At 72.2% G+C, this 22560-nt stretch carries 23 protein-coding genes; 14 read left to right on the top strand and 9 right to left on the bottom strand.

Annotation, left to right across the window (positions count from 1 at the left end):
- Positions 1 to 74: 74 nt before the first annotated feature.
- A complete protein-coding gene (locus AB0I28_RS30640) occupies positions 75 to 1034 on the top strand; it encodes a nitronate monooxygenase (protein ID WP_357499167.1) in 960 nt (319 codons plus the stop codon).
- An 86-nt stretch (positions 1035 to 1120) separates the two neighbouring features.
- Here the strand turns inward: AB0I28_RS30640 and AB0I28_RS30635 are convergent, their stop codons facing one another.
- On the bottom strand, positions 1121 to 1333 hold the full coding sequence (locus AB0I28_RS30635) for a CsbD family protein (protein ID WP_357499166.1): 213 nt from the start codon (positions 1331 to 1333) through the stop codon (positions 1121 to 1123).
- A gap of 57 nt (positions 1334 to 1390) precedes the next feature.
- Positions 1391 to 2236 (bottom strand): SDR family oxidoreductase, encoded by an 846-nt coding sequence (locus AB0I28_RS30630; protein WP_357499165.1) that lies wholly within the window; start codon positions 2234 to 2236, stop codon positions 1391 to 1393.
- 147 nt (positions 2237 to 2383) lie between these two features.
- On the opposite strand from AB0I28_RS30630, the gene AB0I28_RS30625 reads away from it, so the two are divergent.
- Positions 2384 to 3124 carry an ABC transporter permease gene (locus AB0I28_RS30625; protein WP_357499164.1) on the top strand — a complete coding sequence of 247 codons (741 nt, stop codon included), beginning with the start codon at positions 2384 to 2386 and terminating at the stop codon, positions 3122 to 3124.
- Between the two features lie 45 nt (positions 3125 to 3169).
- On the opposite strand, the gene AB0I28_RS30620 is transcribed toward AB0I28_RS30625, so the two are convergent.
- The gene (locus tag AB0I28_RS30620) at positions 3170 to 3712 is read right to left on the bottom strand and encodes a helix-turn-helix domain-containing protein (protein ID WP_357499163.1); all 543 of its coding nucleotides are present in this window, start codon (positions 3710 to 3712) and stop codon (positions 3170 to 3172) included.
- Between the two features lie 63 nt (positions 3713 to 3775).
- On the opposite strand from AB0I28_RS30620, the gene AB0I28_RS30615 reads away from it, so the two are divergent.
- Genes AB0I28_RS30615 through AB0I28_RS30605 form a run of 3 tightly spaced genes read left to right on the top strand, consistent with a single transcriptional unit; the run spans position 3776 to position 6878 of the window.
- Positions 3776 to 5122: an erythromycin esterase family protein gene (locus tag AB0I28_RS30615; protein ID WP_357499162.1), complete on the top strand. Its 1347-nt coding sequence runs from the start codon at positions 3776 to 3778 to the stop codon at positions 5120 to 5122.
- Between the two features lie 29 nt (positions 5123 to 5151).
- Positions 5152 to 6201 (top strand): ATP-binding protein, encoded by a 1050-nt coding sequence (locus AB0I28_RS30610; protein ID WP_357499161.1) that lies wholly within the window; start codon positions 5152 to 5154, stop codon positions 6199 to 6201.
- A complete protein-coding gene (locus AB0I28_RS30605; protein ID WP_357499160.1) occupies positions 6198 to 6878 on the top strand; it encodes a response regulator in 681 nt (226 codons plus the stop codon). The genes AB0I28_RS30610 and AB0I28_RS30605 overlap by 4 nt, the downstream gene beginning before the upstream one ends.
- Positions 6879 to 6882: 4 nt before the next feature.
- Here AB0I28_RS30605 and AB0I28_RS30600 read toward each other — a convergent pair whose 3' ends face one another.
- Positions 6883 to 7227, bottom strand: coding sequence for a YrdB family protein (locus AB0I28_RS30600; protein WP_357499159.1), 345 nt, complete (start codon positions 7225 to 7227; stop codon positions 6883 to 6885).
- A gap of 116 nt (positions 7228 to 7343) precedes the next feature.
- Here AB0I28_RS30600 and AB0I28_RS30595 point away from each other — a divergent pair, with 116 nt between their 5' ends.
- The 3 genes from AB0I28_RS30595 to AB0I28_RS30585 all read left to right on the top strand — a co-directional run bounded on the left by AB0I28_RS30595 (position 7344) and on the right by AB0I28_RS30585 (position 9570).
- Positions 7344 to 7970, top strand: coding sequence for a TetR/AcrR family transcriptional regulator (locus AB0I28_RS30595; protein ID WP_357499158.1), 627 nt, complete (start codon positions 7344 to 7346; stop codon positions 7968 to 7970).
- Positions 7967 to 8557 (top strand): GNAT family N-acetyltransferase, encoded by a 591-nt coding sequence (locus AB0I28_RS30590; protein WP_357499157.1) that lies wholly within the window; start codon positions 7967 to 7969, stop codon positions 8555 to 8557. Before AB0I28_RS30595 ends, AB0I28_RS30590 begins: the two co-directional genes overlap by 4 nt.
- A gap of 326 nt (positions 8558 to 8883) precedes the next feature.
- On the top strand, positions 8884 to 9570 hold the full coding sequence (locus tag AB0I28_RS30585) for an LPXTG cell wall anchor domain-containing protein (protein WP_357499156.1): 687 nt from the start codon (positions 8884 to 8886) through the stop codon (positions 9568 to 9570).
- A gap of 70 nt (positions 9571 to 9640) precedes the next feature.
- Here AB0I28_RS30585 and AB0I28_RS30580 read toward each other — a convergent pair whose 3' ends face one another.
- Genes AB0I28_RS30580 through AB0I28_RS30570 form a run of 3 tightly spaced genes read right to left on the bottom strand, consistent with a single transcriptional unit; the run spans position 9641 to position 15803 of the window.
- Positions 9641 to 11740, bottom strand: a complete 2100-nt coding sequence (locus AB0I28_RS30580) for a ThuA domain-containing protein (protein ID WP_357499155.1) — start codon at positions 11738 to 11740, stop codon at positions 9641 to 9643.
- Positions 11737 to 14562, bottom strand: coding sequence for a PQQ-dependent sugar dehydrogenase (locus tag AB0I28_RS30575; RefSeq protein ID WP_357499154.1), 2826 nt, complete (start codon positions 14560 to 14562; stop codon positions 11737 to 11739). The genes AB0I28_RS30580 and AB0I28_RS30575 overlap by 4 nt, the downstream gene beginning before the upstream one ends.
- Before the next feature lie 50 nt (positions 14563 to 14612).
- Positions 14613 to 15803, bottom strand: a complete 1191-nt coding sequence (locus AB0I28_RS30570) for an ROK family transcriptional regulator (RefSeq protein WP_357499153.1) — start codon at positions 15801 to 15803, stop codon at positions 14613 to 14615.
- 249 nt (positions 15804 to 16052) lie between these two features.
- Here AB0I28_RS30570 and AB0I28_RS30565 point away from each other — a divergent pair, with 249 nt between their 5' ends.
- Complete coding sequence (locus AB0I28_RS30565; RefSeq protein WP_357499151.1) at positions 16053 to 16562, top strand: hypothetical protein; 510 nt, start codon at positions 16053 to 16055, stop codon at positions 16560 to 16562.
- Here the strand turns inward: AB0I28_RS30565 and AB0I28_RS30560 are convergent.
- On the bottom strand, positions 16547 to 17581 hold the full coding sequence (locus AB0I28_RS30560; protein WP_357499149.1) for an ArsO family NAD(P)H-dependent flavin-containing monooxygenase: 1035 nt from the start codon (positions 17579 to 17581) through the stop codon (positions 16547 to 16549). The two genes, AB0I28_RS30565 and AB0I28_RS30560, sit on opposite strands and share 16 nt — an antisense overlap.
- 1 nt (position 17582) lies before the next feature.
- Complete coding sequence (locus tag AB0I28_RS30555) at positions 17583 to 17945, bottom strand: metalloregulator ArsR/SmtB family transcription factor (RefSeq protein ID WP_357499147.1); 363 nt, start codon at positions 17943 to 17945, stop codon at positions 17583 to 17585.
- Between the two features lie 89 nt (positions 17946 to 18034).
- On the opposite strand from AB0I28_RS30555, the gene AB0I28_RS30550 reads away from it, so the two are divergent.
- The 5 genes from AB0I28_RS30550 (at position 18035) to AB0I28_RS30530 (ending at position 22538) form a co-directional block, all read left to right on the top strand.
- The gene (locus AB0I28_RS30550; RefSeq protein ID WP_357499145.1) at positions 18035 to 18259 is read left to right on the top strand and encodes a hypothetical protein; all 225 of its coding nucleotides are present in this window, start codon (positions 18035 to 18037) and stop codon (positions 18257 to 18259) included.
- 59 nt (positions 18260 to 18318) lie between these two features.
- Positions 18319 to 19470, top strand: coding sequence for a M28 family peptidase (locus AB0I28_RS30545; RefSeq protein ID WP_357499143.1), 1152 nt, complete (start codon positions 18319 to 18321; stop codon positions 19468 to 19470).
- Between the two features lie 38 nt (positions 19471 to 19508).
- Positions 19509 to 19835, top strand: coding sequence for a metalloregulator ArsR/SmtB family transcription factor (locus AB0I28_RS30540; RefSeq protein ID WP_357499141.1), 327 nt, complete (start codon positions 19509 to 19511; stop codon positions 19833 to 19835).
- Between the two features lie 94 nt (positions 19836 to 19929).
- Positions 19930 to 21282, top strand: coding sequence for an FAD-dependent oxidoreductase (locus AB0I28_RS30535; protein ID WP_357499139.1), 1353 nt, complete (start codon positions 19930 to 19932; stop codon positions 21280 to 21282).
- Complete coding sequence (locus AB0I28_RS30530; RefSeq protein ID WP_357499137.1) at positions 21279 to 22538, top strand: MFS transporter; 1260 nt, start codon at positions 21279 to 21281, stop codon at positions 22536 to 22538. The genes AB0I28_RS30535 and AB0I28_RS30530 overlap by 4 nt, the downstream gene beginning before the upstream one ends.
- Positions 22539 to 22560 lie beyond the last annotated feature (22 nt).

The raw sequence follows: 22560 nt of genomic DNA, 5'->3' as shown, positions 1-22560 counted from the left end.
GCCAGGGTGTGCCGGGCCGGCGGTCCGGCACACCCTCCGCCGTCGCTCGCGCTCTTGCACGCGAGGATGTCGACATGACCCTGTCCACGGCCTTCACGGAAATGTTCGGTGTGCGGCACCCGATCGCGCTGGCACCGATGGGCGGGTCGGCCGGCGGCGCACTGGCGGCGGCCGTCTGCCGGGGCGGAGGCCTCGGACTGCTCGGCGCCGGTGACGGAGACCGCGAGTGGCTGGAGCGGCAGCTGCCGCTCCTCGACGGCGAGGACGCCTGGGGCATCGGCTTCCTCACGTGGGCGACCGACGTCGCCGCCGTCGAACGCGCGCTGGAGCACCGCCCGCGCGCCGTGATGCTGTCCTTCGGCGATCCGGCCCCCTACGCCGACCGCGTCCGCGCCGCGGGTGTCGCCCTTATCGTGCAGGCCACCGACATCGAAGAAGCGAGGCGGGCCGTCGACGTCGGCGCCGACGTCATCGTCGCCCAGGGCACCGAAAGCGGTGGGCACGGCGCCGGTCGCGGACGCTCGACGCTGCCCTTCGTGCCGGTCGTGGCCGACCTCGCCGCACCGGTTCCGGTGCTCGCGGCCGGTGGGATCGCCGACGGCCGCGGAGTCGCCGCGGCCCTGGTGCTCGGCGCGGCGGGAGCGCTCGTCGGCACGCGCTTCCAGGCGACGGCCGAGTCGCTGGCCGACCTGTCGGTGCGCCGGAGGATCGTCGAGGGCACGGGTGCCGAGACCGAACGCAACCGCGTGCTGGACATCGCCCGGGGTTCGGCCTGGCCCGCGAAGTACTCCGCCCGCACACTCGGCCACCCCTACCTCGACCGGTGGCGCGGCCGCGAGGCCGAACTGGCCGCCGATCCCGAAGCGCGGCGGGCGTACCGGGAGTCCGTCGCCGAAGGAGAACTGCCGGCGCTGCCGGTCTGGGCCGGGGAGGCCGTCGACCTCATCGACGACCTGCCGTCGGCGGCCGACCTCGTCGGCGCGATGGCCGCGGGAGCCGAGGAGGCGCTGGCCCGCTTCGCGCCGCCGCCCTGACGCGAACGCGGAACCGAACCGCGCCGTTCCCCACGGCGCGGTTCGGTTCCGCTCCTTCACGACTGAAGCGGCGGAAGGAGAGTCTGTCAGGACTTGTCGTCGGAGCCCTTGACGAAGCCCTTGACGCGGTCGGCGGCGTCGGAGACCTTGTCGCCGGCCTTGTCGAGCTTGGCCTCGCCCTGCTCACGCTGGCCCTCACCGACGGTCTCTTCGTCGCCGGACACCTTGCCGAGACCTTCCTTGGCCTTGCCCTTGAGGTCTTCGGCCTCGTGTTCGAGTTTTTCGCCTTCGTTGGCCATGACGTACCTCCTGCCCTGTGAATGCCCGGGCCGGACGGGACCCAAACCGTCCCGGGATCAGCCGGGGGTCGTCTCTCCGCCGAGAAGCGCGATGACCTCACCGGTGATGTAGGACGACATCCGCTCCGAGGCCAGGAACACGAAGGTCGGCGCGATCTCGTCGGGCTGCGCGGGGCGGCCGAACGGCGCCTGGTCGCCGAACTTGGCGACCTTCTCCTCGGGCATCGTCGCCGGGATCAGCGGCGTCCAGACCGGCCCCGGCGCCACGCAGTTGACGCGGATGCCGCGCTCGACGAGCGCCTGCGCCATCGCGTAGGTCCACACGTGCACCGCGCCCTTGGTGGCCGAGTAGTCGATGAGCGACTTGTTGCCGCGCAGGCCGTTGACCGATCCCGTGTTGATGATCGTGGAGCCCTTGCCGAGGTGCGGCAGTGCCGCGGCGGTCACCCGGAAATAGCTGTGGATGTTGACGTCGAAGACCCGCGTCCACTGCTCTTCGGTGAGGTCCTCGGGCTTGTCGACCGGGTTCTGGGTGGCGACGTTGTTGACGAGGATGTCCAGCCCGCCGAGCGCGTCGACGGTCTTTCGCACCGCCTCGGCACACGCGTCGGCCTTCGCGAGGTCGCCGGGGATCAGCTCGCAGCGGCGGCCCTCCGCACGGACGAGTCCGGCGGTGTGCTCGGCGTCCTCGTGCTCGTCGAGGTAGGCGATCGACACGTCGGCGCCCTCTTTGGCGAAGGCGACCGCGACGGCCCGGCCGATGCCCGAGTCGCCGCCGGTGATCAGCGCGCGCCGGTCCTTGAGCAGGTCGCGGCCCTCGTAGCCCTCCATGGCGTCCTCGGGCTTCGGGGTCATCTTCCCGGTGACTCCCGGCGGGTCCTGTTGCTGCGCAGGCTGGTTCATGTTCGCGCCCCCTCAGAGTGCGGTCGGGTCCGGTCAGCCGGTCATACCCGCCCATCACCTGCCGAAACCCCTCTCCGGAGGGCGCGGGGAAGGTACGGCCGGGCCGCTACGGTGTACTCCCCCACCGAGCCGAGCCCGAGGAGTTCCATGGACGCCGCGATCGTCATCGGCCCGGGGTTCTGGGTCGTGCTCGCCGTTCTGCTGGCCGGCGCGGCGGCCGCGGCCCGCGCGGCCCGCCTGCGCGTGTCGCGCGACCTGGTCATCGCGGGCCTGCGGGCCGTCGTGCAGCTCGCGGCGGTGTCCCTGGTCATCACGTGGGTCCTCAAGGCGTGGGGGCCGACCCTCGCGTTCGTCGTCCTCATGGTGGCGGTCGCGGCGTTCACGACGGCCCGCCGTATCGGCCGCGACCGCAGCACCGCATGGGCGGGCCTGGCGATCGTCGCCGGCGTCGCGCCTGTGCTGGGGCTGGTTCTCGCCGCCGGAACCGTGCCCGCCGAGCCCGTCGCCGTCGTACCCGTCGCCGGGATCCTCATCGGCGGAGCCATGTCGGCCGCCTCCCTGGCCGGCCGTCGCGCGATGGACGAGCTGCGCACCCGCCACGGCGAGTACGAGGCCCTGCTGGCGCTCGGTTTCGCCGAGTCCGACGCGATCCGCGAGGTCTGCCGCCCGACCGTCTCGCACGCCCTCTTCCCCGCGCTCGACCAGACCCGCACGGTCGGCCTGGTGACGCTGCCGGGCGCCTTCATCGGTGTCCTGCTGGGCGGCGGCGACCCCATCGCGGCGGGCGCGACGCAACTGCTCGTGCTGATCGGGCTCCTCGCCGCCGAGACCGTCGCGGTGATCGTGGTGACCGAGTTGATCGCACGCGGTCTCGTCCGGCGGGCCTGAGAGTGATCCGCCCCCGGGACACCGGAGCACCGGTGTCGTGACCGCTCACTCCCCCTCCTCGACCTCCCCCATCGGGAACAGGATCGTGCTCAGCAGCAGCTGCCGGCGCCCGGGGCGCGGCTTCTTCTCGGCGAGGCCGCGCAGGAGGGGAGTCAGCGCCGCCACCGCCTCGGCCTGCTCCTGGGCGTCGAGCCAGATCGGGAACTGCCGGTAGGACACCATGTCGGCGGTCGGGTCGGCGCCTTCGCGGTCGAGGTAGCCGTTGAACTCGGCGAGCAGGGCGGCCATGGCGGCGGCGAAGCCGTGCCGGTGGTCGTCGAGGGTCATCGAGGCGGCGGCCTCGGCGTCGATGCGCGCCCGCTCGCGGCTGAGCCGGTAGTGCCGCTCGACGGCTCCGTGCACGCGTCGCTCGTCGGCGACTTCGAGGATCCCGGCGTCGGCGAGCAGGCCGACGTGCCGGTAGACGGTGGTCTTGGGGACGTCGGGCAGCCGCCGGCAGAGGTCGGTGGTGGTGCGGATCCGTCCGCCGAACATGGCGTTGACGATGCGCAGCCGGACGGGGTGCAGGAGCAGGTCGAGTAGTTCCACGGGCCGATGATCCCACATGTGGTACCGTTTTCAAACTTGGAAATGGACATTCGGAGGCCCGCGATGAGCACCCACCCCGCGCGGTTGAGCGGCGCAGCGGTCCGGCCGCTGACCACGCTCGACCCGTCCGCCCCGCTCGACGACCTCGCCTGGCTCGACGACCTGATCGGCGACGCGCGTGTCGTCGCCGTCGGCGAGAGCTCCCACTACAACCGCGAGCAGTACCTCCTGCGCCACCGCCTCCTGCGGTACCTCGTGACACGGCACGGCTTCAGCGCCTACGCGACCGAGTCGGGCTTCACCGAGGGCCGGCTCGTCGACCGCTGGGTGCGCGGCGACGGACCGGACGGGCCCGCCCGCGTCCAGGCCGAGGGCATGACCTCGCTGATGGGCCTGTGGACCGAGATGGGCGCGCACCTGGAGTGGATGCGCGAGCACAACGCGAGCGCCGAACACCCCGTCGGCTTCCACGGTGTCGACCTGTCCGGTTCGAACATCTCGCTGCTCCCGGCCCTCGACGCCGTGCTGGCGCACCTGGCCGCCGCCGAACCCGGCCGCGCTCTCGACCCGCGCCTGCGGGAGGCGGCCGCCGCGTGCTCGGCGTCGTCGGCCTTCAGCGCGATGGCGGCCCTCGGCTCCTACACGGCTCTGCCCGTCGAGGCCAGGGACGCACTGACCGCCGGCCTCGCGGACCTGGGCGCGCGCCTGGCCGCCGGCCGCTTCGAGTACATCGCCGCCACGAGCCGCGAAGAACACGAGCGGGCCGTGAGATCGCTCGCGCTCGCCGCCGCCCTCGACGCGATGATCCGCGAGATGACCTCCGGCGGCGGTTCCCACGGGAGCATCCGCGACGCCGCGATCGCCGACAACGTCGAGTGGGTCCTGCGCCGCGAGGACCGCGTCGTGCTGACCGCGCACAACGGCCACGTCCAGCGGACCCCCGTCGCCGTGCCGGGCGCCCCGGAGTCGACGACGGCCGGCATGCACCTGACCGAACGGCTCGGCGGGGACTACGTCGTCATCGGCACGACCACCGGCACGGGACAGAGCCTGCACACCGGGCCCGGCTTCTACACCGGCACCCTCTTCGAGGACCTGGAGCCGCCGCGCGCCGGCAGTCTCGACGCGCTCATGGACGCCACCCACGACGGCCCCTTCGCCGTGCGCCTCGGCGACCTGCCGGCCACCGACACCGCGACCGTCCGCGCGGCGAGCGAGCAGCGGATCAGCTCGTTCTACGCGCCCGCGCGGCCACTGGACGCCTTCGACGCGATCGTGCACCTGCCGCGCGTCACCGCCGCCGAACCCGACCCCGCGGCCCTGGCCCACGCGCCCGAGGAGGTGCGGGAGCCCTTCGCGAAGTGGACGGCGAGCGCCGGCCGCCGGCATGCGGGCACGGCAGGCGGGTGACGTCCCGCCCGGCCGGATAGCGTGCCGTCATGGGCATGATGGGCGGGCTCGGCGGCGCGCGGATCGTCGGCGGCGCGGCACTGGCGGCGGTCGGGCTGACCCTCGCCACGACCGCGCTCGTGGCCGTGCGCGGCACGATCGCGCTGGCCAGCGTCACGCTGGTCTACCTCGCGTGCGTCGTGGCCGTGGCGGCCGTCGGCGGGGTGTGGCCGGCGATCTTCGCCGCGCTCGCCTCCGACGTCCTGCTCAACTACTTCTTCGTGCTGCCTTTCCACGCCTTCACCGTCGACAGCCCCGACAACGCCATCACGCTGCTGGTCTACGTGACCGTGGCGGTGACGGTCGCCGTGGCCGTCGACCTCGCCGCCCGGCAGCGCGCCGCGGCCGCGCGGCACGGCGTCGAGTCGCGTGAGCTCGCCGAGATCGACCGGCTGCGTTCGGCGCTGCTCGCCGCCGTCGGTCATGACCTGCGCACGCCGCTGGCGGGGTCGAAGGCGGCGGTGTCGAGCCTGCGCGACCCGGACCTGGCCATCACCGGCGAGCAGGCCGACGAGCTACTGGGCACCATCGAGGAGTCCACCGACCGGATGAGCGCACTGGTCGAGAACCTGCTGGCGATGAGCCGTCTCCAGGCGGGCGCACTGTCGGTGTCGGCGAGACCGGTGGCGCTCGACGAGATGGTCGCCGCCGCCCTGCTCCACGAGTCCGACGTGGACGTCGACGTGCCCGAGGACCTTCCGCTGGCGTGGGCGGATCCGGGACTGATCGAGCGCGTGATCGTCAACCTCGTCGACAACGCCTGCCGCGCCGGGCCGCCCGTGCGGGTCACGGCCGAGGCGGTCGGCGGGCGGCTGCTGCTGCGGATCTCCGACAGCGGTCCCGGTGTCCCCGACGCGGACAAGGAGCGCGTCTTCGCGCCGTTCCAGCGGCTCGGCGACCGCACCGCCGACGGCGGGCTCGGGCTCGGGCTGGCCATCGCGCGCGGCTTCACCGAGGCGATGGGCGGCACCCTCGAACCCGGCGACACCCCAGGCGGCGGCCTGACCATGACGGTGACGCTTCCCCCGGCTGCGTCGTGACGCGCGTCCTCGTCGTCGACGACGACCGGCATCTGCTGCGCGCGCTGGGGATCGCGCTGACCGCTCGCGGCTACGAGACCGCCTGCGTCGACACCGCCGCCGCCGCGCTCGACAGCGCCGCCGGGCTCCCCCACGACCTCGTCATCGTCGACCTCGGGCTCCCCGACGCCGACGGCGTCACCGTCGTCGAGGGCATCCGCGGCAGGTCGAGTGTGCCGATCATCGTCCTGTCCGCCCGCCACGACGAGGACGCCAAGATCAACGCCCTGGACGCCGGCGCCGACGACTACGTCACCAAGCCCTTCGGGATGGGCGAGCTCTTCGCCCGCGTCCGCGCCGCACTTCGCCGCGCCGGACCCGCCGGCGACCACCCCGTCATCACGACCGCGGCCTTCGTGCTGGACCTGAGCGCCAAGACCGTCGAGGTCGGCGGCCGGCGCGTCCGGCTCACCCCGACCGAGTGGCACCTGCTGGAGATCCTGGCGCGCAACGCCGGGAAGCTCGTCGGCCAGCGCCGGCTCCTCGCCGAGATCTGGGGGCCGAAGTACGAGACGGAGACGAACTACCTGCGCGTCCACATGGCCAACCTGCGCCGCAAGCTGGAGCCGGATCCGACGCACCCGCGCCACCTGCGCACCGAACCCGGCCTCGGCTACCGCTTCGTCGCCGGGGACTGACGGGTCACTTCGGCTCCGACCACGCCAGGTCGGCGGCGCCGGCGAGGACGGCGAGCGCGCCGAAGGCCACCGCGAGGCCGGGGCGGCCGACGCCGACCAGCGCCAGCGCGCCCGAGCCGAACCAGAGCACGAGCAGGGCCGCCCGCCACCCGCCCGTCAGGTGGTGGGCGGCCTTCGGCGCGCCGAAGGTGGACCACACGCCGATGAGCACCACGAGCGAGCCGAGGGCCGCGGCCGCCTTGGTGAGCAGGTTGGGCGGGACGGTGAAGGACCACCAGAGCGCGGCGGCGTAGGTGCACAGTTCGAGGACGAAGAAGAGGGTGGCGGAGGCGGTCTTCAGCAGCGGCACGGCGAGCCTTTCGTGGGGTGATCAACAAGAAAGCTAGACGGCCCGTCCGGGCGCGTGTTCCCGGCCCGCCCGGTCGTCCCCGCGAGCGCCGATTAGAATGAACATCTGTTCATTACATGACCGAGGAGGAGCCCGTGGTCCGCACGCCCGAACAGAACGCCGCCCTGCGCGCGGCCACCCGCGACGCCATCCTCACCGCCGCCGTCCGCGTCTTCGCCCGGCGCGGGTTCGCCGCCTCGACCATGCGCGACATCGCCGACGAGACCGGCCTGAGCACCGGGTCCATCTACCGGCACTACGCCTCCAAGGAGGCCCTCTACGCCGAACTGCTCGACCAGGCCGTCGCCGGCCTCACCGCGCTCGCCGCCGACCTCGCGGGGCCGGGCCGGCCGGTGGAGCTGGTCGGCGCGTTCACCGCCCGCTTCCTGTCGGGCGTGCTCGCCGACGACGGCGCCGCCGAGTTCGTCGTCGTCCTCAACCACGGCGCCACCACCGACACGCCGCCCGGCACCGTCGAGCGGCTGCTCACCGCCCAGCGGTCGATGTGGCGCTCCTTCGAGAACCTCGTGCGGCGCGGCCAGGAGGCCGGCGAGTTCGGCGGCGGCGACCCGGCCCAGCTCACCGCGTGCTTCTTCGCCACGCTCGGCGGCCTGACGTCGATGCGGCTGGCCCTGCGCGCCGAACTCGCCGTTCCCGACATCGACATCGTGCTGAGAGTGCTCACGGAAGGACCGACCGGATGATCGAGGTAAAGCGCGCCGACGAGCTGGGCGAGGACAACCGCCGGCGCATCGCCGAAGTGCTCGTCGGGGGTTTCGCCGAGGACTTCGCGTTCTTCTCGTCCGACCCCCGGCGGCTCGCCGACGCCTTCGCGCACATGCTCATCCTCGACCGGTTCCACGTCACCCTCGCCGACGGTGAACCCGCGGCGGTCGCCACCCTCACCACGGGAGCGCAGGAGTGCTTCGCGCCCCGCCGGTCCGAACTGCGCCGGCACCTCGGCCCCGTCCACGGCCTGATCAGCCATCTCGTCATCCGCAGCCAGTTCATGGGCGCCCCCGACGAAGCCCGGCCGGGGCTCGCCGAGATCGGCTTCGTCGCCACCGCGCCCGGGCAGCGGGGCCGCGGCATGGCCACCGCCCTCATGCGGCACCTGCTGGCCCTCCCCGGTTTCGACGAGTTCGTGCTGCGCGACATCAAGGACACCAACGCCGCCGCCCTCGGGCTCTACGCCAAGCTCGGCTTCACCGAGTACCGTCGGCGCCCGGTGAGGTTCGCGCGCCGCGCGGGCTTCACCGACTACGTCTCCATGAGCCGCGCGGGGAACTGAACCGCGTCGGGCGTGAAGGGGCCCCCTCGACGCGCCCGCCGACCCCACACCGACCATCGAAGGGCCCGCCGGCGGCTTCGCCGGCGAGGTCCTCGGCCCTTAACGATCGGCGACAACGCCTCCGGGGACGTGACCGTCACGATCACCGGCGCCGACGCCGACACCTATAACGCCGCCGCGACCCAGCCGTTCACGAGCGGAACCGCCGTGACCCCGGGACCCGGCGCTGCGCTCCACCGGCGACGAGGCGACCATCGACGCGAAAGGCCCGTGCTCGCCGACGAGCGTTCAGTAGTCGCCTGACCACATAAAGTAGTCTCTCCAATATGGACCCGGAATCACCCTGCCTGCCGCTCACCGGCACCGGCGACAACCTCCTGATCGCGACCGTCGGAGCGGCGCTTCTGATCGGCGGCATCGCCCTCGTCGTCCTGTCCCGCCGCTCGCGATCGAACAGCGGGCGCAGCGGTCATGCCGGACTGGCGGCCAGGTGCGGCATGGCCGTACTGCTCGCGGTCCCGGCGTTGGTGGGCCTGGCCGGCGGCCCCGCCTTCGGCTCCGACGGATGCCCCCCGGAGACGGCACCGCCACGCGCGACCGCCCCGGCGGGCACGAAACCGACCACCGAACCCACCACTCCCCCGCCGACGACGTCCCCCGAACCGCCCGAGGCGCGGTGCCCGGCCGGCAACGACATCGCGACGCTGCCCGCCGGGCAGTCGATCGCGTGGAAGCCGGTCGTCGTCCCCGACCCCACCGAGCAGCCTGGGCAGCCCGGTGACGCCGTGCAGGTCTGGGAGGACGGCATCAGCGGCTACACCTGGCACGTCGTCGGCGACGGCCCGCCGTCCGGCGACTGCCCCGGCCGGCCGAACGACGGCGGCACGTGCGTGCAATATCCCCAGCCGGTCAGCTACGTGATCTGGGCGTGGGACGAGTCGGCCGGCGAGTGGGTCGAGACCGGCGGAACGGGCACCACGAACGGCTGCGGCGGGGGCGGCGGCAACAACTGAGGACGTGGGACGGGCGCGGGACGAAAGACCGTCCCGCGCCCTCTTCCCGTCCGCGGACGGGACCTCGCGGTTAAGGCAGGGTCCAGCGCTGACCGGCCGCGGCCGAGCACGCCGAGATCTGCAGTTGCGTTCCGTCGGCGGTGGACCCGCCCGCGGCGCTGAGGCAGCGCCCGGACTGCGGGTTGCGGATCGTCCCGTCGGCCTGCGCGGCCCAGCTCTGCGCGCCGGTGCCGTTGCAGGTCCACAGCTGCACCTTCGTACCCTCGGCCGTTGCACCGCCGGCGACGTCGAGGCACTTGCCGAGAGCCGCCACGGCCTGGCCGGTGAGGGTCCAGCGCTGCGCGCTCGAAGCGTTGCAGGTCCACAGCTGGATCTTCGTTCCGTCGGCGGTGCCCGCGTTGTCGACGTCGACGCACTTGCCGCCGTCGCCGACGATCGGCCCGGCCCCGCCGCCCGGCGCGGCCCGCACGAGCGTCAGGTCGTCGACGTCGAACCCGCCGCCGGTGAAGACGAGGTACAGGTTCTGGGAACCCGACGGGACACCGGACAGGTTCGCCGTGACGTCCTGATAGGACTCCCAGCCGCCGGTGTTGGGCACGGTCAGGGTGCCGAGTAGCGTCCCGGTCGGCGAACCGACCCGGACCTGCACCCCGCCGCCGGACGTGGGACCGGGCGAGCCGACCCGCAGCCTCAGCCGGTTCACGCCGGTCAGGCCGACGCCGTTGTACGCCGCCCAGTCGCCCGGATCGACGTAACCGAGCACCGTGCCGTTGTGCGCCGGAGCGTGCGGGTAGGTCTGCACACCACTGGCCGCCGACCAGTTCTCGGCCTGGACGGTGACGTCGCCGCCACCACCGCCGAGCTCCTTGAGCCGGATGTTGCGGAACTGCGCGTCGTCGCCCGTCCCGTGGTTCTGGATGCCGACGTGCCCCTGCTGGAGCGAACGCACCGGATCGGTGTTGGTGAAATCGTTGATCCGCACGCCGTTGAGGAACACCTGCAGGCGCTCGCCTTCGACCAGGAGCTCGAAGGTGTTCCACTCGCCGGGCGGGTTGAGGGCGGCGTCGCGGGCGGTGATGTCGGCGGCCTTGAAGCCGTAGACGGAGCCGGTGGTCCGGTCGGGGCTGTCGGTGGCGTCGATCTGGATCTCGTAGCCGTTGTTCACCGCCGAGTTGGGGTCGCCGGAGGCCGGGAAGCCCACGAAGACACCGGAGTTGTCGTCGCCGGGCAGCCGCCAGTCCAGTTTCAGCGAGTACGAGCGCAGCTCTTTCGCGCTGTACCAGAGCATCCCCATCCCGCCGGTCGCGGTGAGCGTGCCGTCGGTGTTGGTGAATCCGCCCGGCCCGGCCTGCGACCAGCCGGCCGTGGAGCCGTTGTAGAGCGCGGTGTAGCCGTTCTCCGGGCGGCAGTCCGCCTTCGCCCGGCCGGAGGCGTAGCGCAGGCCGCCGAGCAGGAGCTGCCGGAACGCCGGTTCGGCGTAGGACGCCTGGGTGTGCCCGCCGCCGGTGTAGAACGAGCGGCCGCCCTGGTAGCCCTTGCACCACACGTGCGGGTGGTCGGCGCCCATGGAGCCGCCCGAGTAGGACGACTCGTCCAATGTGGCCAGTACGTGCGCGGTGGCGCGCGCGTTGGTCTGGTAGTTGTACCACTCGTCGGTGCGCACCAGGGTCGGCCCGAGGTGCGCGGTCGCCGGGTGGGCCCGGTCCTCGACCTTCGTGGTCGCCTGCTGGATCGCCGGGTGGGAGGCGAACCAGGCGCCGACCAGTTCGCCGTAGAAGGGCCAGGAGAACTCGGTGTCGGCGGCCGCGTGGACGCCGACGTAGCCGCCGCCGGCGCGGATGTACCCCTCGAACGCGGTCTGCTGGGTGGCGTCGAGGACGTCGCCGGTGGTGTTGAGGAAGACGACGGCCTCGAAGCGGGCGAGGTTCGCGGTCGTGAACTGGGCCGCGTCCTCGCCGGCGGTGACGGTGAAGTTGTTCGCGGCGCCCAGGTCGCGAATGGCCTGGATGCCGGCCGGGATCGCGTCGTGCCGGAAGCCGGCCGTCTTACTGAACACGAGGACGTCGTAGGCGGGGTCGACGGCGGGGTCGACGGCGGGAGCGATGGGCGCGGCGGTGAGCACGGCGGCCGCCGTCGCCGCCGCGATCACCGCGCTGAGCAGGATTCTCACGGCATGCTCCACTTCTGGTTGGCGTTGCCGGTGCAGTCCCAGATGGCGAGTTGGGTGCCGTTGGCGGAGCTGCCGCCCGGCACGTCGAGGCAGCGGCCGGATTGCGGGTTGCGGAGCGTCCCGTCGGCCTGCGCCACCCAATTCTGCGCGCCGCTGCCGTTGCAGGTCCACAACTGCACCTTGGTGCCGTTGGCGGTCGCTCCGCCGGCGACGTCCATGCACTTGCCGAGGGCCTTGAGCGTCTGGCCGGTCACCGTCCACTGCTGCGCGCCGGTGCCGTTGCAGTCGTAGAGCTGGACGGCCGTCCCGTCGCCGGTCGCGGCGCCGGCGACGTCGGCGCACTTGCCGGCCAGGCCCTTGATCGGGCCCGTCCCGGAGCCGCCGCCGAAGGTGAACGCGTCCACGTCGTACAGCGCGCCCGCCCCGCCGGTGAACACCAGGTACAGGGTGGTGGTGCCCGCCGGCACGTTCGCCAGCGTGCCGGATACGTTGGTGAACACGTCCCAGCCGCCGGTCACCGGGACGGTCGCCGAACCGATCAGGGTTCCGGTCGTCGAACCGGCCCGCAGTTGCAGCGTGCCGCCGACGCCGGCCGAGGACACCCGCGCGGTGAACGGGGTGCCGTTGGTCAGCGAGTACGGCGTGAACGAGATCCAGTCGCCGTTGTTGATGTCGCCGACGGTCTGGCCGCCCTCGGCGGTCGGTTTGCTCATCTTGCCGACCCCGGAGGAGGCACTGTAGTGCTCGGCCTGCCGGTGCCGGGTCTGGGTGACGTTCTGCGTGTGGGTGGTCAGCGCGGGCTGGCCGCCTGCGCCGTTGTCGGTGTACTCGGCGTCCCAGACGCCGAAGATGTTGGCCGCGTCGTCGTGCTCGCCGTCGACCGGCACCGTGATCGAGCCGGTGCAGCCGTTCTTCGAGGAGATCGGGTGGCCGTGCTGGTCGTGGCCGAGGACGTAGGTCATCTTGACCCGCGCGCAGTCGATCGTGGCGTCCTCGGGATCGGTCACCGTGATGGAGTACGGGACGGTGTCGCCGAAGGAGAACAGGGCTCCGTTGGCGGGCAGGTTCACCTTGACCGTCGGCGCGGTGTTGCCGACCGTGACGCGCACGCTGGCGCTGCCGGTGTTCCCGGCCGGGTCGCGAACGGTCAGGGTCGCGTTGTACTGGCCGTTGGCGGTGTAGGTCTTCGACGGGTTCGCCGCGGTGGAGGTGGTGCCGTCGCCGAAGGTCCAGGCGTAGGTGAGCGCGCCGCCCTCGGGGTCGGATGAGCCGGCCGAGGAGAAGGTCACCGCCAGCGGCGCCGGGCCCGAGGTCCGGTCGGCGCTCGCCTTGGCGACCGGGGAACGGTCGGCGCCGGCGATGTACTCGATGCGGTAGAGCGCCGAGTTCTGGTCGCCGCTGAAGTAGCCGGTGCCGTAGTCGAGCACGTAGAGCGCGCCGTCGGGGCCGAAGGCGCTGTCGATGATCTGCGTTCCCGACCACGGGAAGCTCGCGATGTCACCTGCCGAGCCGTCCGCGCCGACGTGGATCGGCCTGATCCACTTGCGGCCGAACTCGGTGGCGAAGAAGTGGCCCTCGAAGTCCGCGGGGAACTTCACCGGTGAGGTGGAGGCGGCGTTGAAGCGGTAGACCGGGCCGGCCATCGGCGACTCCGATCCGCCGCCGAACTCCGGTGGCGAGCCCGCGTCCCCGCCGTAGCGGATCCAGGACGGCCGGGCGGCGGGCAGGGTGGCCACGCCGGTGTTGCGGAAGGAGTTGTTGGCCGGACCGCCCGCGCAGTTGAACTTCGGGCCGGTGCTGTTGCTCGCGAAGTTCCACTCGTTGTAGACCTCCGCCGAGGTGTTGGTGCCGGTGCAGTAGGGCCAGCCGTAGTTGCCCGGCGAGGTCACCCGGTCGAACTCGACCTGCCCGGACGGTCCCCGGTTGGCGTCGCTCGACCCGGCGTCGGGCCCGTAGTCGCCGATGTAGACCGCGCCGGTCGCCTTGTCGACGCTCATCCGGAAGGGGTTGCGAAAACCCATCGCGTAGATCTCGGGCCGCGTCCTCGCGGTGCCCGGTGCGAAGAGGTTGCCCGCCGGGATGGAGTACGTGCCGTCGGCGTTGACCTTGATGCGCAGCAGCTTGCCGCGCAGGTCGTTGCTGTTGGCGGAGGAACGCTGCGCGTCGTATGCCGGGTTGCGGTCGGTCCGCTCGTCGATCGGCGCGTAGCCGGCCGAGTCGAAGGGGTTGGTGTCGTCGCCGGTGGTCAGGTACAGGTTGCCGGCGGCGTCGAAGTCGATGTCCCCGCCGACGTGGCAGCACATGCCGCGGCTGGTCGGGACGGTCAGCACGATCTTCTCGCTGCCGGTGTTGAGGGTCCAGTCGGCGTTGAGGGTGAAGCGGCTCAGCCGGTTGTGGCCCTCCCACGCCGACCAGTCGGTGCCGGTGGCGGGCGCGTCGCCGGCCGGTGTGGACAGCGGCGGGGCGTAGAAGAGGTAGACGGCCCTGTTGGTGGCGAAGCCCGGGTCGACGCCGACGCCCTGGAGGCCCTCCTCGTCGTGGGTGTAGACGGGGAGCGTGCCGATCGTGGTGGTCGTGCCGGCTGCGTCGGTGCGGCGGAGCTTGCCGTCGCGGGAGGTGTGCAGGACGGATCGGTCGGGCAGCACCGCCATCGAGATCGGTTCGCCCATCTCGGCGACGCCTCGGGCGAGCTCGACCTGCTGGAAGTCGGCGGGATCGATGACCACGTGCGCCTGTGCCGGCGTGCCGGTGCCGGTGAGCGCCGTCGCGGCGATCGCGACGAAAACGGCCGTCGCTAAGCGCGAACGGGATGATGGAGACATGAAGGGGACCTCATCTCTGGGTTGCGAGCGGTCGGCGGAACGGGTGTCCGTCAGGACCACTGTTCGAACGTGATCTCACTGGCCAGCACGGCCGCGCCCGCGACCCCGGCCCGCGGGCCGAGTTCGGACAGGACGACCGGCAGGTTGCCGGTGGCGAGGGGCAGGGATCGGCGGTAGACGACGCTGCGGATCTCGGCGAGCAGGCTGTGCCCGAGCTGGGCCATGCCGCCGCCGATCACGATCATCGAGGGGTTGGCGAAGCTGACGAGTCCGGCCAGGACGGTGCCGACCAGGCGTCCGCCCTCGCGGATCAGCTGGACGCAGGCGGTGTCGCCGTGGGCGGCGCCGTCGGCGACGTCGCGCGCGGTGACCGTGCCCTGCGCGGCGAGGCGCTCGGCGAGCGCGGGCGAGTTGCCCGAGCGGGCCGCGGCGGTCGCCGCCGTCGCCAGCGCCGCCCCGCCGAACAGGGCCTCCAGGCAGCCGACGTTGCCGCAGCGGCAGGTCGGGCCGTGCGCGACGACCTGGATGTGGCCGATGTCGCCGGCGCAGCCGTCGATGCCGCGGTAGACGTCGCCGCCGATGATGATGCCGCAGCCGATGCCGGTGCCGAGCTTGACGAAGAACATGTCGTCGACCGAGTCGGCGACGCCGGCGTGCCGTTCGCCGAGGGCCATGATGTTGACGTCGTTGTCGACCACCGCGGGGCAGCCGTGCTCGCGGGCGAGCAGTTCGCGGACGGGGTAGCCGTCCCAGCCGGGCATGATCGGCGGGGAGACCGGGACGCCGTCGCGGAAGCTGACCGGACCCGGGACGCCGAGCCCGACCCCGTCGAGGTGCTCGTAGACGCCGTCGGCCTTGGCCTTGGCGAGCAGTTCGCCGATGCGGGCGAGCACGGTCTTGGGGCCTTGGCGCAGGTCGGCGGCCTCGGTGTGGGCGGCGACGGCTTCGAGGCGGCCGTTGGTGATCTCGATGTCGAGGGAGGTAGCGCCGAGGTCGATCGCGGCGAACCGTAAGCGGGGGTTGAGCTCCACCAGGGTCGAGCGGCGGCCGCCGCGGGACTTGGCCGGGCCGGCCTCGGTGATCTGCTCGGCCGCGAGCAGCCGGTTCAGTTCGCCGAGCAGGCGCGGGCGGGGGACTTCGAGGCGGTCGGCGAGCTGCGCGCGCGACAGCGGGCCGAAGTCGCGGAGCTGCCGTAACACGCGGACGTGGAGGGGGTCCCAGAGATGACGGTTGGAGCTCATGCGGGTCTCCGGCCTTAGTGGACGGTTACGTCGTTGTGACGGAGATGTTACGAGCTTTCGGAGATCGACTCCATACCTTCTCGAAGGTTGGCGGGAACTTTCGTCGGTTCCAGCAGAAGTGGCCGCCGCGCAGGCGATTCAGCCGTCGCCCGTCGACGGTTCCCGTTGGGTGACCAGCGCCGACACCCCGCACGGCGACTATGATCTCGGCAGGTCCCGTCGGTGGGTAGCTTCAGCCTGGAGTCCGCCATGCCCCGCCGACCGAACCCCGACCGCATCATCCGCAAGTGCTTCCCCGCCCAGCTCCGCCTCCGAAAGCAGCGCCCCGACCGCACCTACCGGGGAGCGCACAGGCTGCCGGAATGGGAACTGTGGCCTTGGACCTGCCACCACTACACCCTCGGCCACTGCATCGCCGTCGCCCACCAAGAACGGTGGGCGCCCGGCGGGCGGGACCCGCGCGAGTTCATGGTCCTGCTGCCCCGGGCCACCGTCCTGCGCATCGGGTACTCGTGGTCGCGGGACGGGTTCGTGCTGTGCCGGCTGCCCGAAGATCCCGCCACGGTGATCGGGGACGGCGAGGTCGAACGTCCACCGGAACAGCGGCTGAGCATGTTCACTCTTGGCGACGACGCGTCGGGGCGGTTACGGGAGGCGCGTCCACTGGGTGGGGCGTCGGGCCGGGCTTCCCACATCAGCTCGTACCGCAGTGGTCTCTCGACGAGTGGGCTGTCACGGAGACGTCAGGCGACGAGCTGAGCGATCGCCGCTTTCGCGCTCCTCGCCGCCCCGATGATCGTCGCCGACGCGGGCCCCGTCCAGTTCCCGAACCCGAGCAGGTGAAGCCGTGGCTCCTCAACCGCACGGGTCCCGTCGACGGCGATCCGACCATCCTCCCCGGTCAGCCCGAGCGGCGCCAAGTGGTCGAGGTGCGCTCGAAACCCGGTGGCCCAGATGATCGCGTCGACATCGAGGGTTTCGCCGTTGTCCCAGGCGATACCGGTCTCGGTGACGCGGTCGAACATCGGCCGCGCGACGAGCACTCCGCGTTCTCGTGCCTCCTTGACCGACGGGACCATGACGATGTCGCCGAGGTCGCCGACACCTGGGGCGCCCGGGTTGGCGGCGGCGTGGGTGGCGACGTGGAAGAGGTCGCGGCCGTCGATGTGGTCGGGCAGGAAGCGCGGTGGGCGCAGGGTGGTCCAGGTGGTGGTGGCGACGGTGGAGATCTCGGCGAGGATTTGGGCGGCGGAGTTGCCGCCGCCGACGATGACGACGTGCTGCCCGGTGAAGTCGTCGGGGTTGCGGTAGTCGGCGGTGTGGAGTCGGCGGCCGCGGAAGAGATCGCGGCCGGGAACATCGGGGGTGTGCGGGGAGCGCCAGGTGCCGGTGGCGGAGATCACCGTGCGGGCGCGGTGGTCGCCGGTGTCGGTGCGAACGAGCGAGTGTTCGCCGTCGCGGTGAACACTGTGGACGGTGACGGGGCGCCGGATCGGCAGCTCGTAGCGCTTCTCGTAGGCGGCGAGGTAGTCGACGACGTGGTCGCGGGTCGGGAAGGGGTGGCCTTCCTGCTGGGGCATCCACCAGCCGGGGAGTGTGCTGAACTCCGCCGGCGAGAACAGGTGGAGTGAGTCCCAGTAGTGCCGCCAGGCTCCGCCGGGGGCCGTCCCGGCGTCGAGGATGACGTAGTCGGCCTTGGCGCGGCGCAGGTAGTACCCCGCGGCGAGGCCGGCTTGACCTCCGCCGATGACGACGACGTCGTGGTGCTCGGTCGTCACGCTAGGCGGCCCAGTCGCCGCCGAGGACGCTCGCGAGGCGGTCGACGGCGTCTCTGACGGGCCGGTAGTAGACCCAGGTGCCGCGGCGTTCCCCGGTGATGAGTCCGGCTTCACGCAGAAGCTTCAGGTGGTGGGAGATCGTGGGCGGGGTGACCTCGAAGTCGCCGCCGGTCAGGTCGCAGACGCAGATCTCGCCGCCGGATGCCGAGGTGATCCGCGACAGCAGGCGCAGACGGGTGGGGTCGCCGAGGGCCTTGAACTGCTGGGCGAGGCCGACCGCCTGGGTGGCGTCGAGGGCTTCCTCGGTGATCGGCGCGCAGCAGCCCTGGGCGGGGCTCTCCAAGATCTGAAGCTGCTTCGACATGCTTCTATCTTGACAGTCTTCGAATCAGGATGCAAACTCGCTCCTGACCGCTTGATTCGAGAGTTATCAAAACAGAAGCGAGGCTCGACATGAGCACCGAGACGACCACGACCGCCGGCGGCTTCGCCGGAAGCCCGCTTGAGGCGCTGAGCGCGCCCACCGCCTCGGGCGGGTGCTGCGGAAGCAGCGCCCCGGCGGCGACCACCGAGCAGGCGGGCGGCTGCTGCGGAACGACGGCGGCACCGGCGAGCGCGTCGGGCTGCTGCGGAACCGCCGTCCAGGAGGCGCCTGCGGCCAAGGGCTGCTGCGGGTGAGGTCGGCGACTTCGAAGTCGGCGCCGCTTTCGGGCGGCGCCGGCCCGGCCCTGGAGCGAATGCGCGCGATCGTCGACCGGCTCGCCGCCGACGACTTCACCGGTCGCCGCGTCGGCACCCCGGGCGGGCGCGCGGCGGCGTCGTGGCTGGCCGAGCTGTTCGGTGAGCTGGGCGCCGAGGTTCGCTTCGACGAGTTCGCCCTGGCCGGCGCGGTTCGCGAGGTCTACGCCACGCCGCGCCTGCGCTTCGACGACGGTGAGAACGTCACCGATCTGGTCTTCCGCCGCGACTTCTGCGAGCACCTCGCCACCGCCGAACTCGGCGATGCGCGCGATGCGCGGCTTGCGCACCCCGACGGTGCTGTCGCGGGTGCCTGGGTTCTGGTCGACGGCTGGTCGCCGGAGGCCGCCGCCGATGCGGCCGGCCGAGGCGCGGCCGGGTTGCTGATCCCGCGCGGGACGGATGCCGCCGGGTGGATGCCGAAGATGATCGCCGGGCCGCCCGTCGTCGACATCCCGGTCCTGGCCGTGCGCACCGGCCTGCACGCGCGGATGGGCCGCAGCGTCGGCACCGGGCGTGTGACGGCCACGGTCCCGGTGCGCGCGGTGGACGTGACCGCCCAGAACGTCGTCGCCGAGTTCAGGCCCCCTGGGGCAGGCGTGAACGTGCTGTTGACGGCGCACTTCGACGGCGTGGGCGACGATCCCGCCTACCGGCTCCCCGCAGCCTGCGACAACGCCTCCGGCGTGGCGGCGACCATCGAGGCCGCCAGGCTCCTCCATACCGAACTGCCGCCGGGCGTCGGCCTGTCGGTGGCGCTGCTCGACGCCGAGGAGGCCGGAGCGCACGGCTCGGCTCACCACGCACCACAGGTCGCCCCGGGTACTTACGTGGTGAACCTCGACGGCGCAGCGCAGCTCAGCAGTGCGGCCGTCGAAGCCGGTGGCGCGGCCGAAGCTCTGCTGGCCGCGCTCGACCGCGCCGGCCGAGGACTCGGCGTGCCACTGCGGGCCGAGGCGATGCCGTCGGACAACCGCCGCTACGCCGCCGCGGACCTGCCCAGCATCGGCATCGGCATGGGAATGCCCGGCTACCAGACCCCGGCCGAGACATCCGACCGCGTCGAAGACGCCACGCTCATCGCCGCGGCCTCCCTCGTCCACGCCACCGTCGCCGACCTCGTCTCGACAACGGCGCCCGACCCGGACTAGTATCATCGTTAATCGCCGATGAACGATGGAGATGGCCCGTGAAACCGCTCGACCGCACGACGGCAGCCGAGTACGCCGCCTGCTTCAAGGCCCTTGCGGACCCCTCCCGCGTACAGCTCGTCGAGCTGCTCGCCCGCCACGGTGAACCCATGGGCGTCGGGGAGATCGTCGAGGTGATGGGTCTGGCGCAGTCGACGGTCTCGCAACACCTGAAGATCCTCCTGGACGTGCGCTTCGTGCTCGCCGAACGCCACGGCAACGCCCGCCGCTATCGCATCAACGCCAGGTGCATCGAGTACTTCCCCAGCGCCGCCGACGTGGTCATGGGAAAGCCCGCGCCGACCTCGGCCATGGGCTGCGAGTGAGCGGCAACACCAAACCATTGATTTGACGTTCATCTAAACAAGTGGCAGTCTCGGACCTACTGATTCGACAAGCTTCAAAACAAGGAGCTCCATCATGAGCGTCACCCTCCCCGTCGCCGTCATCGGTGCGGGACCCGTCGGCCTGGCCGCCGCGGCCGAACTCGCCGCGCGAGGCCGGGACTTCGTCATCCTCGAAGCCGGCGACACCGTCGCCTCCTCCGTCGCCGAATGGGGTCACGTCCGGCTGTTCTCGCCGTGGCGCTTCAACACCTCCCCGGCCGCCCGCGTCCTCCTGGAGGGCACCGCCTGGACCGCACCCGACCCCGACGCGCTGCCCACCGGCGCCGAACTCATCGCCGACTACCTCGCACCGCTCGCCGCCCACCCCACGATCGCGGCGAACCTGCGACTCAACACCGGCGTGGTCGCCATCGCCCGCGACGGCATCGACAAGGTCCGCACCGACGGTCGCGAGAACACGCCCTTCCTGTTGCGGCTGTCGGACGGATCGGAACTCCTCGCCTCGGCGGTCGTCGACGCCTCCGGAACCTGGCGCAGCCCCAATCCCTTGGGCGGCAACGGCCTTCCCGCCGTCGGCGAGGCCGCGGCGGCCGACCGGACCCACGCCGGGATGCCCGACGTGCTCGGCCGCCTGCGCGACTCGTTCGCAGGGCGGTCGGTCGCCGTGGTCGGCGCCGGGCACTCGGCGACCGGTACCCTGCTGGCCCTGGCCGATCTTCCCGACACCGAGATCCACTGGCTGCTGCGCGCCCCCAACCCCGAGCGCGCCTACGGTGGCGGTGAAGCCGACGCCCTTCCCGCGCGCGGCGCGATCGGCACCCGCATCAAGGCCCTCGTCGAGGCCGGCACGGTGACCGTCCACTCTGGATTCCTCGTCCGCGAGCTCACCGCGGACGGTGCCGTGTCCGCCGACGGCCGCAAGGTCGCCGCCGACGTGATCGTCAACGCCACCGGCGCCCGCCCCGACTACTCGATCACCTCCGAGCTGCGTCTCGACCTCGACCCGATCCTCGGCTCCACCAGGGCTCTGGCGCCCCTGATCGACCCGAACCAGCACTCCTGCGGCACCGTTCCGCCGCACGGGGCCGACGAACTCGGTCACCCCGAACCGGGCTTCTACGCCATCGGCGCCAAGTCCTACGGCCGCGCGCCGACCTTCCTGCTGGCCACCGGCTACGAGCAGGCCCGATCGGTCGTCGCCGCCCTCGCCGGCGACTGGGAAGCCGCCCGCGACGTGCGACTGGAACTGCCCGAGACCGGCGTCTGCTCCTCCTCGGCCGCGCTCGACACCGACGAGGGCGACTCCTGCTGCGGAACACCGGCCGCCGAACTCCCCGTCATCAAGCGCGGCTTGGCCACCGGCGTCGCCGGCGGCCTGCTCACCCTCCCGGTTGTCGAGGAGAAGACCGGCGGCTGCTGCGGATGACCATCCCCGCCCAGACCGCCCCGGCCGACTCTCCATCCGGCCGGGGCGGTCCCCGCGTGCTCGTGGCGGTCTTCGCCGTCACCCAGACCATCGGCTACGGCGTCCTCTACTACACCTTCTCGGTCCTGCTCGACCCGATCGCCGACGACCTGCACGCCGACCGCGTCCACATCACCATCGCCCTGACGATCTCGGTCCTGGCCGCAGCGGCGGCGGCGATCCCCGTCGGCAGACGGCTCGACAGGCGTGGCGGGCGAGGCCTGATGACCGTCGGCTCGATCCTCGGCGCCGCAGCGGTTCTGGGCTGGTCGCAGGTCACCGCCGTCTGGCAGCTCTACGCGATCTTCGCCCTCATCGGACTCGCCGGAGCCATGTCCCTCTACGAGGCCGCCTTCAGCGTCCTGGTCGCCGTCGCCCGGCCCGAACGCCGGGCGTCGGCGATGCTGGCCGTCACCATCGTCGGCGGCTTCGCCAGCAGCATCTTCTTCCCGCTCACCGGATGGCTCAACGAAACCCACGGCTGGCGCACGACCCTCGTCATCCTCGCGATCCTGCTGGGAGCCGTCGCCATCCCCAGCCACCTGCTCGCGATCCCCGCCGGCCGCAGGGCCGCCAAGACGTCCCGCCGTGACGACGGCGACGTGCGCCGGGCCTTGGCCGACAACGGGTTCTGGCTGCTGGCGGCGTCCTTCGTCCTGCACTCGGCGGCCGTAGCGGCCATCGGCGTCCTGCTGGTCACCTACCTCAGCGAAGCAGGGCACACCGCGACCCTGGCCGCCTCCCTCGCCGGACTGCTCGGCGTGCTGTCGGTCACCGGCAGGCTCGCCACCACCGCACTCGCCAGGCGCTTCGGGATGCCCATGATCACCGCCGTCGTGTTCGCCGTCCAGGCGATCGGCGTCGCCGCGCTGCCGTTCCTGTCCGGAAGCGTCGCCGGGGCAGCGGCATGCGTGACGGCCTTCGGGCTCGGCTTCGGTGTCGCCACCATCGCCCGCCCCGCGATCCTCGCCGACCGCTACGGCACCGGACGCTTCGCCACCATCGCCGGCATGGTCGCCTTCCCCATGACGATCGCCAAAGCCCTGTCGCCCCTCGGCGCGGTGCTGCTCCACCCCGACCTCTTCATGTGGACCGCCGGCGCCCTGTGCCTGGCCGCCGCCGTACTACTTGCCGCGATCCGCTCACCGCGCCGGCCGCCGGCCTCTCAGCGGCCGTTGTCGCCGCGGTCCGTCCGCGAACAGCACGCCGGCCGGTAGATCTTGAGTTCGTCCATGTGCG

Source organism: Phytomonospora sp. NPDC050363 (genome assembly GCF_040655735.1).
Taxonomy (GTDB): domain Bacteria; phylum Actinomycetota; class Actinomycetes; order Mycobacteriales; family Micromonosporaceae; genus Phytomonospora.
The sequence above is the reverse complement of the archived record's forward strand: the minus strand, read 5'-3'. Positions and strand labels throughout refer to the sequence as shown.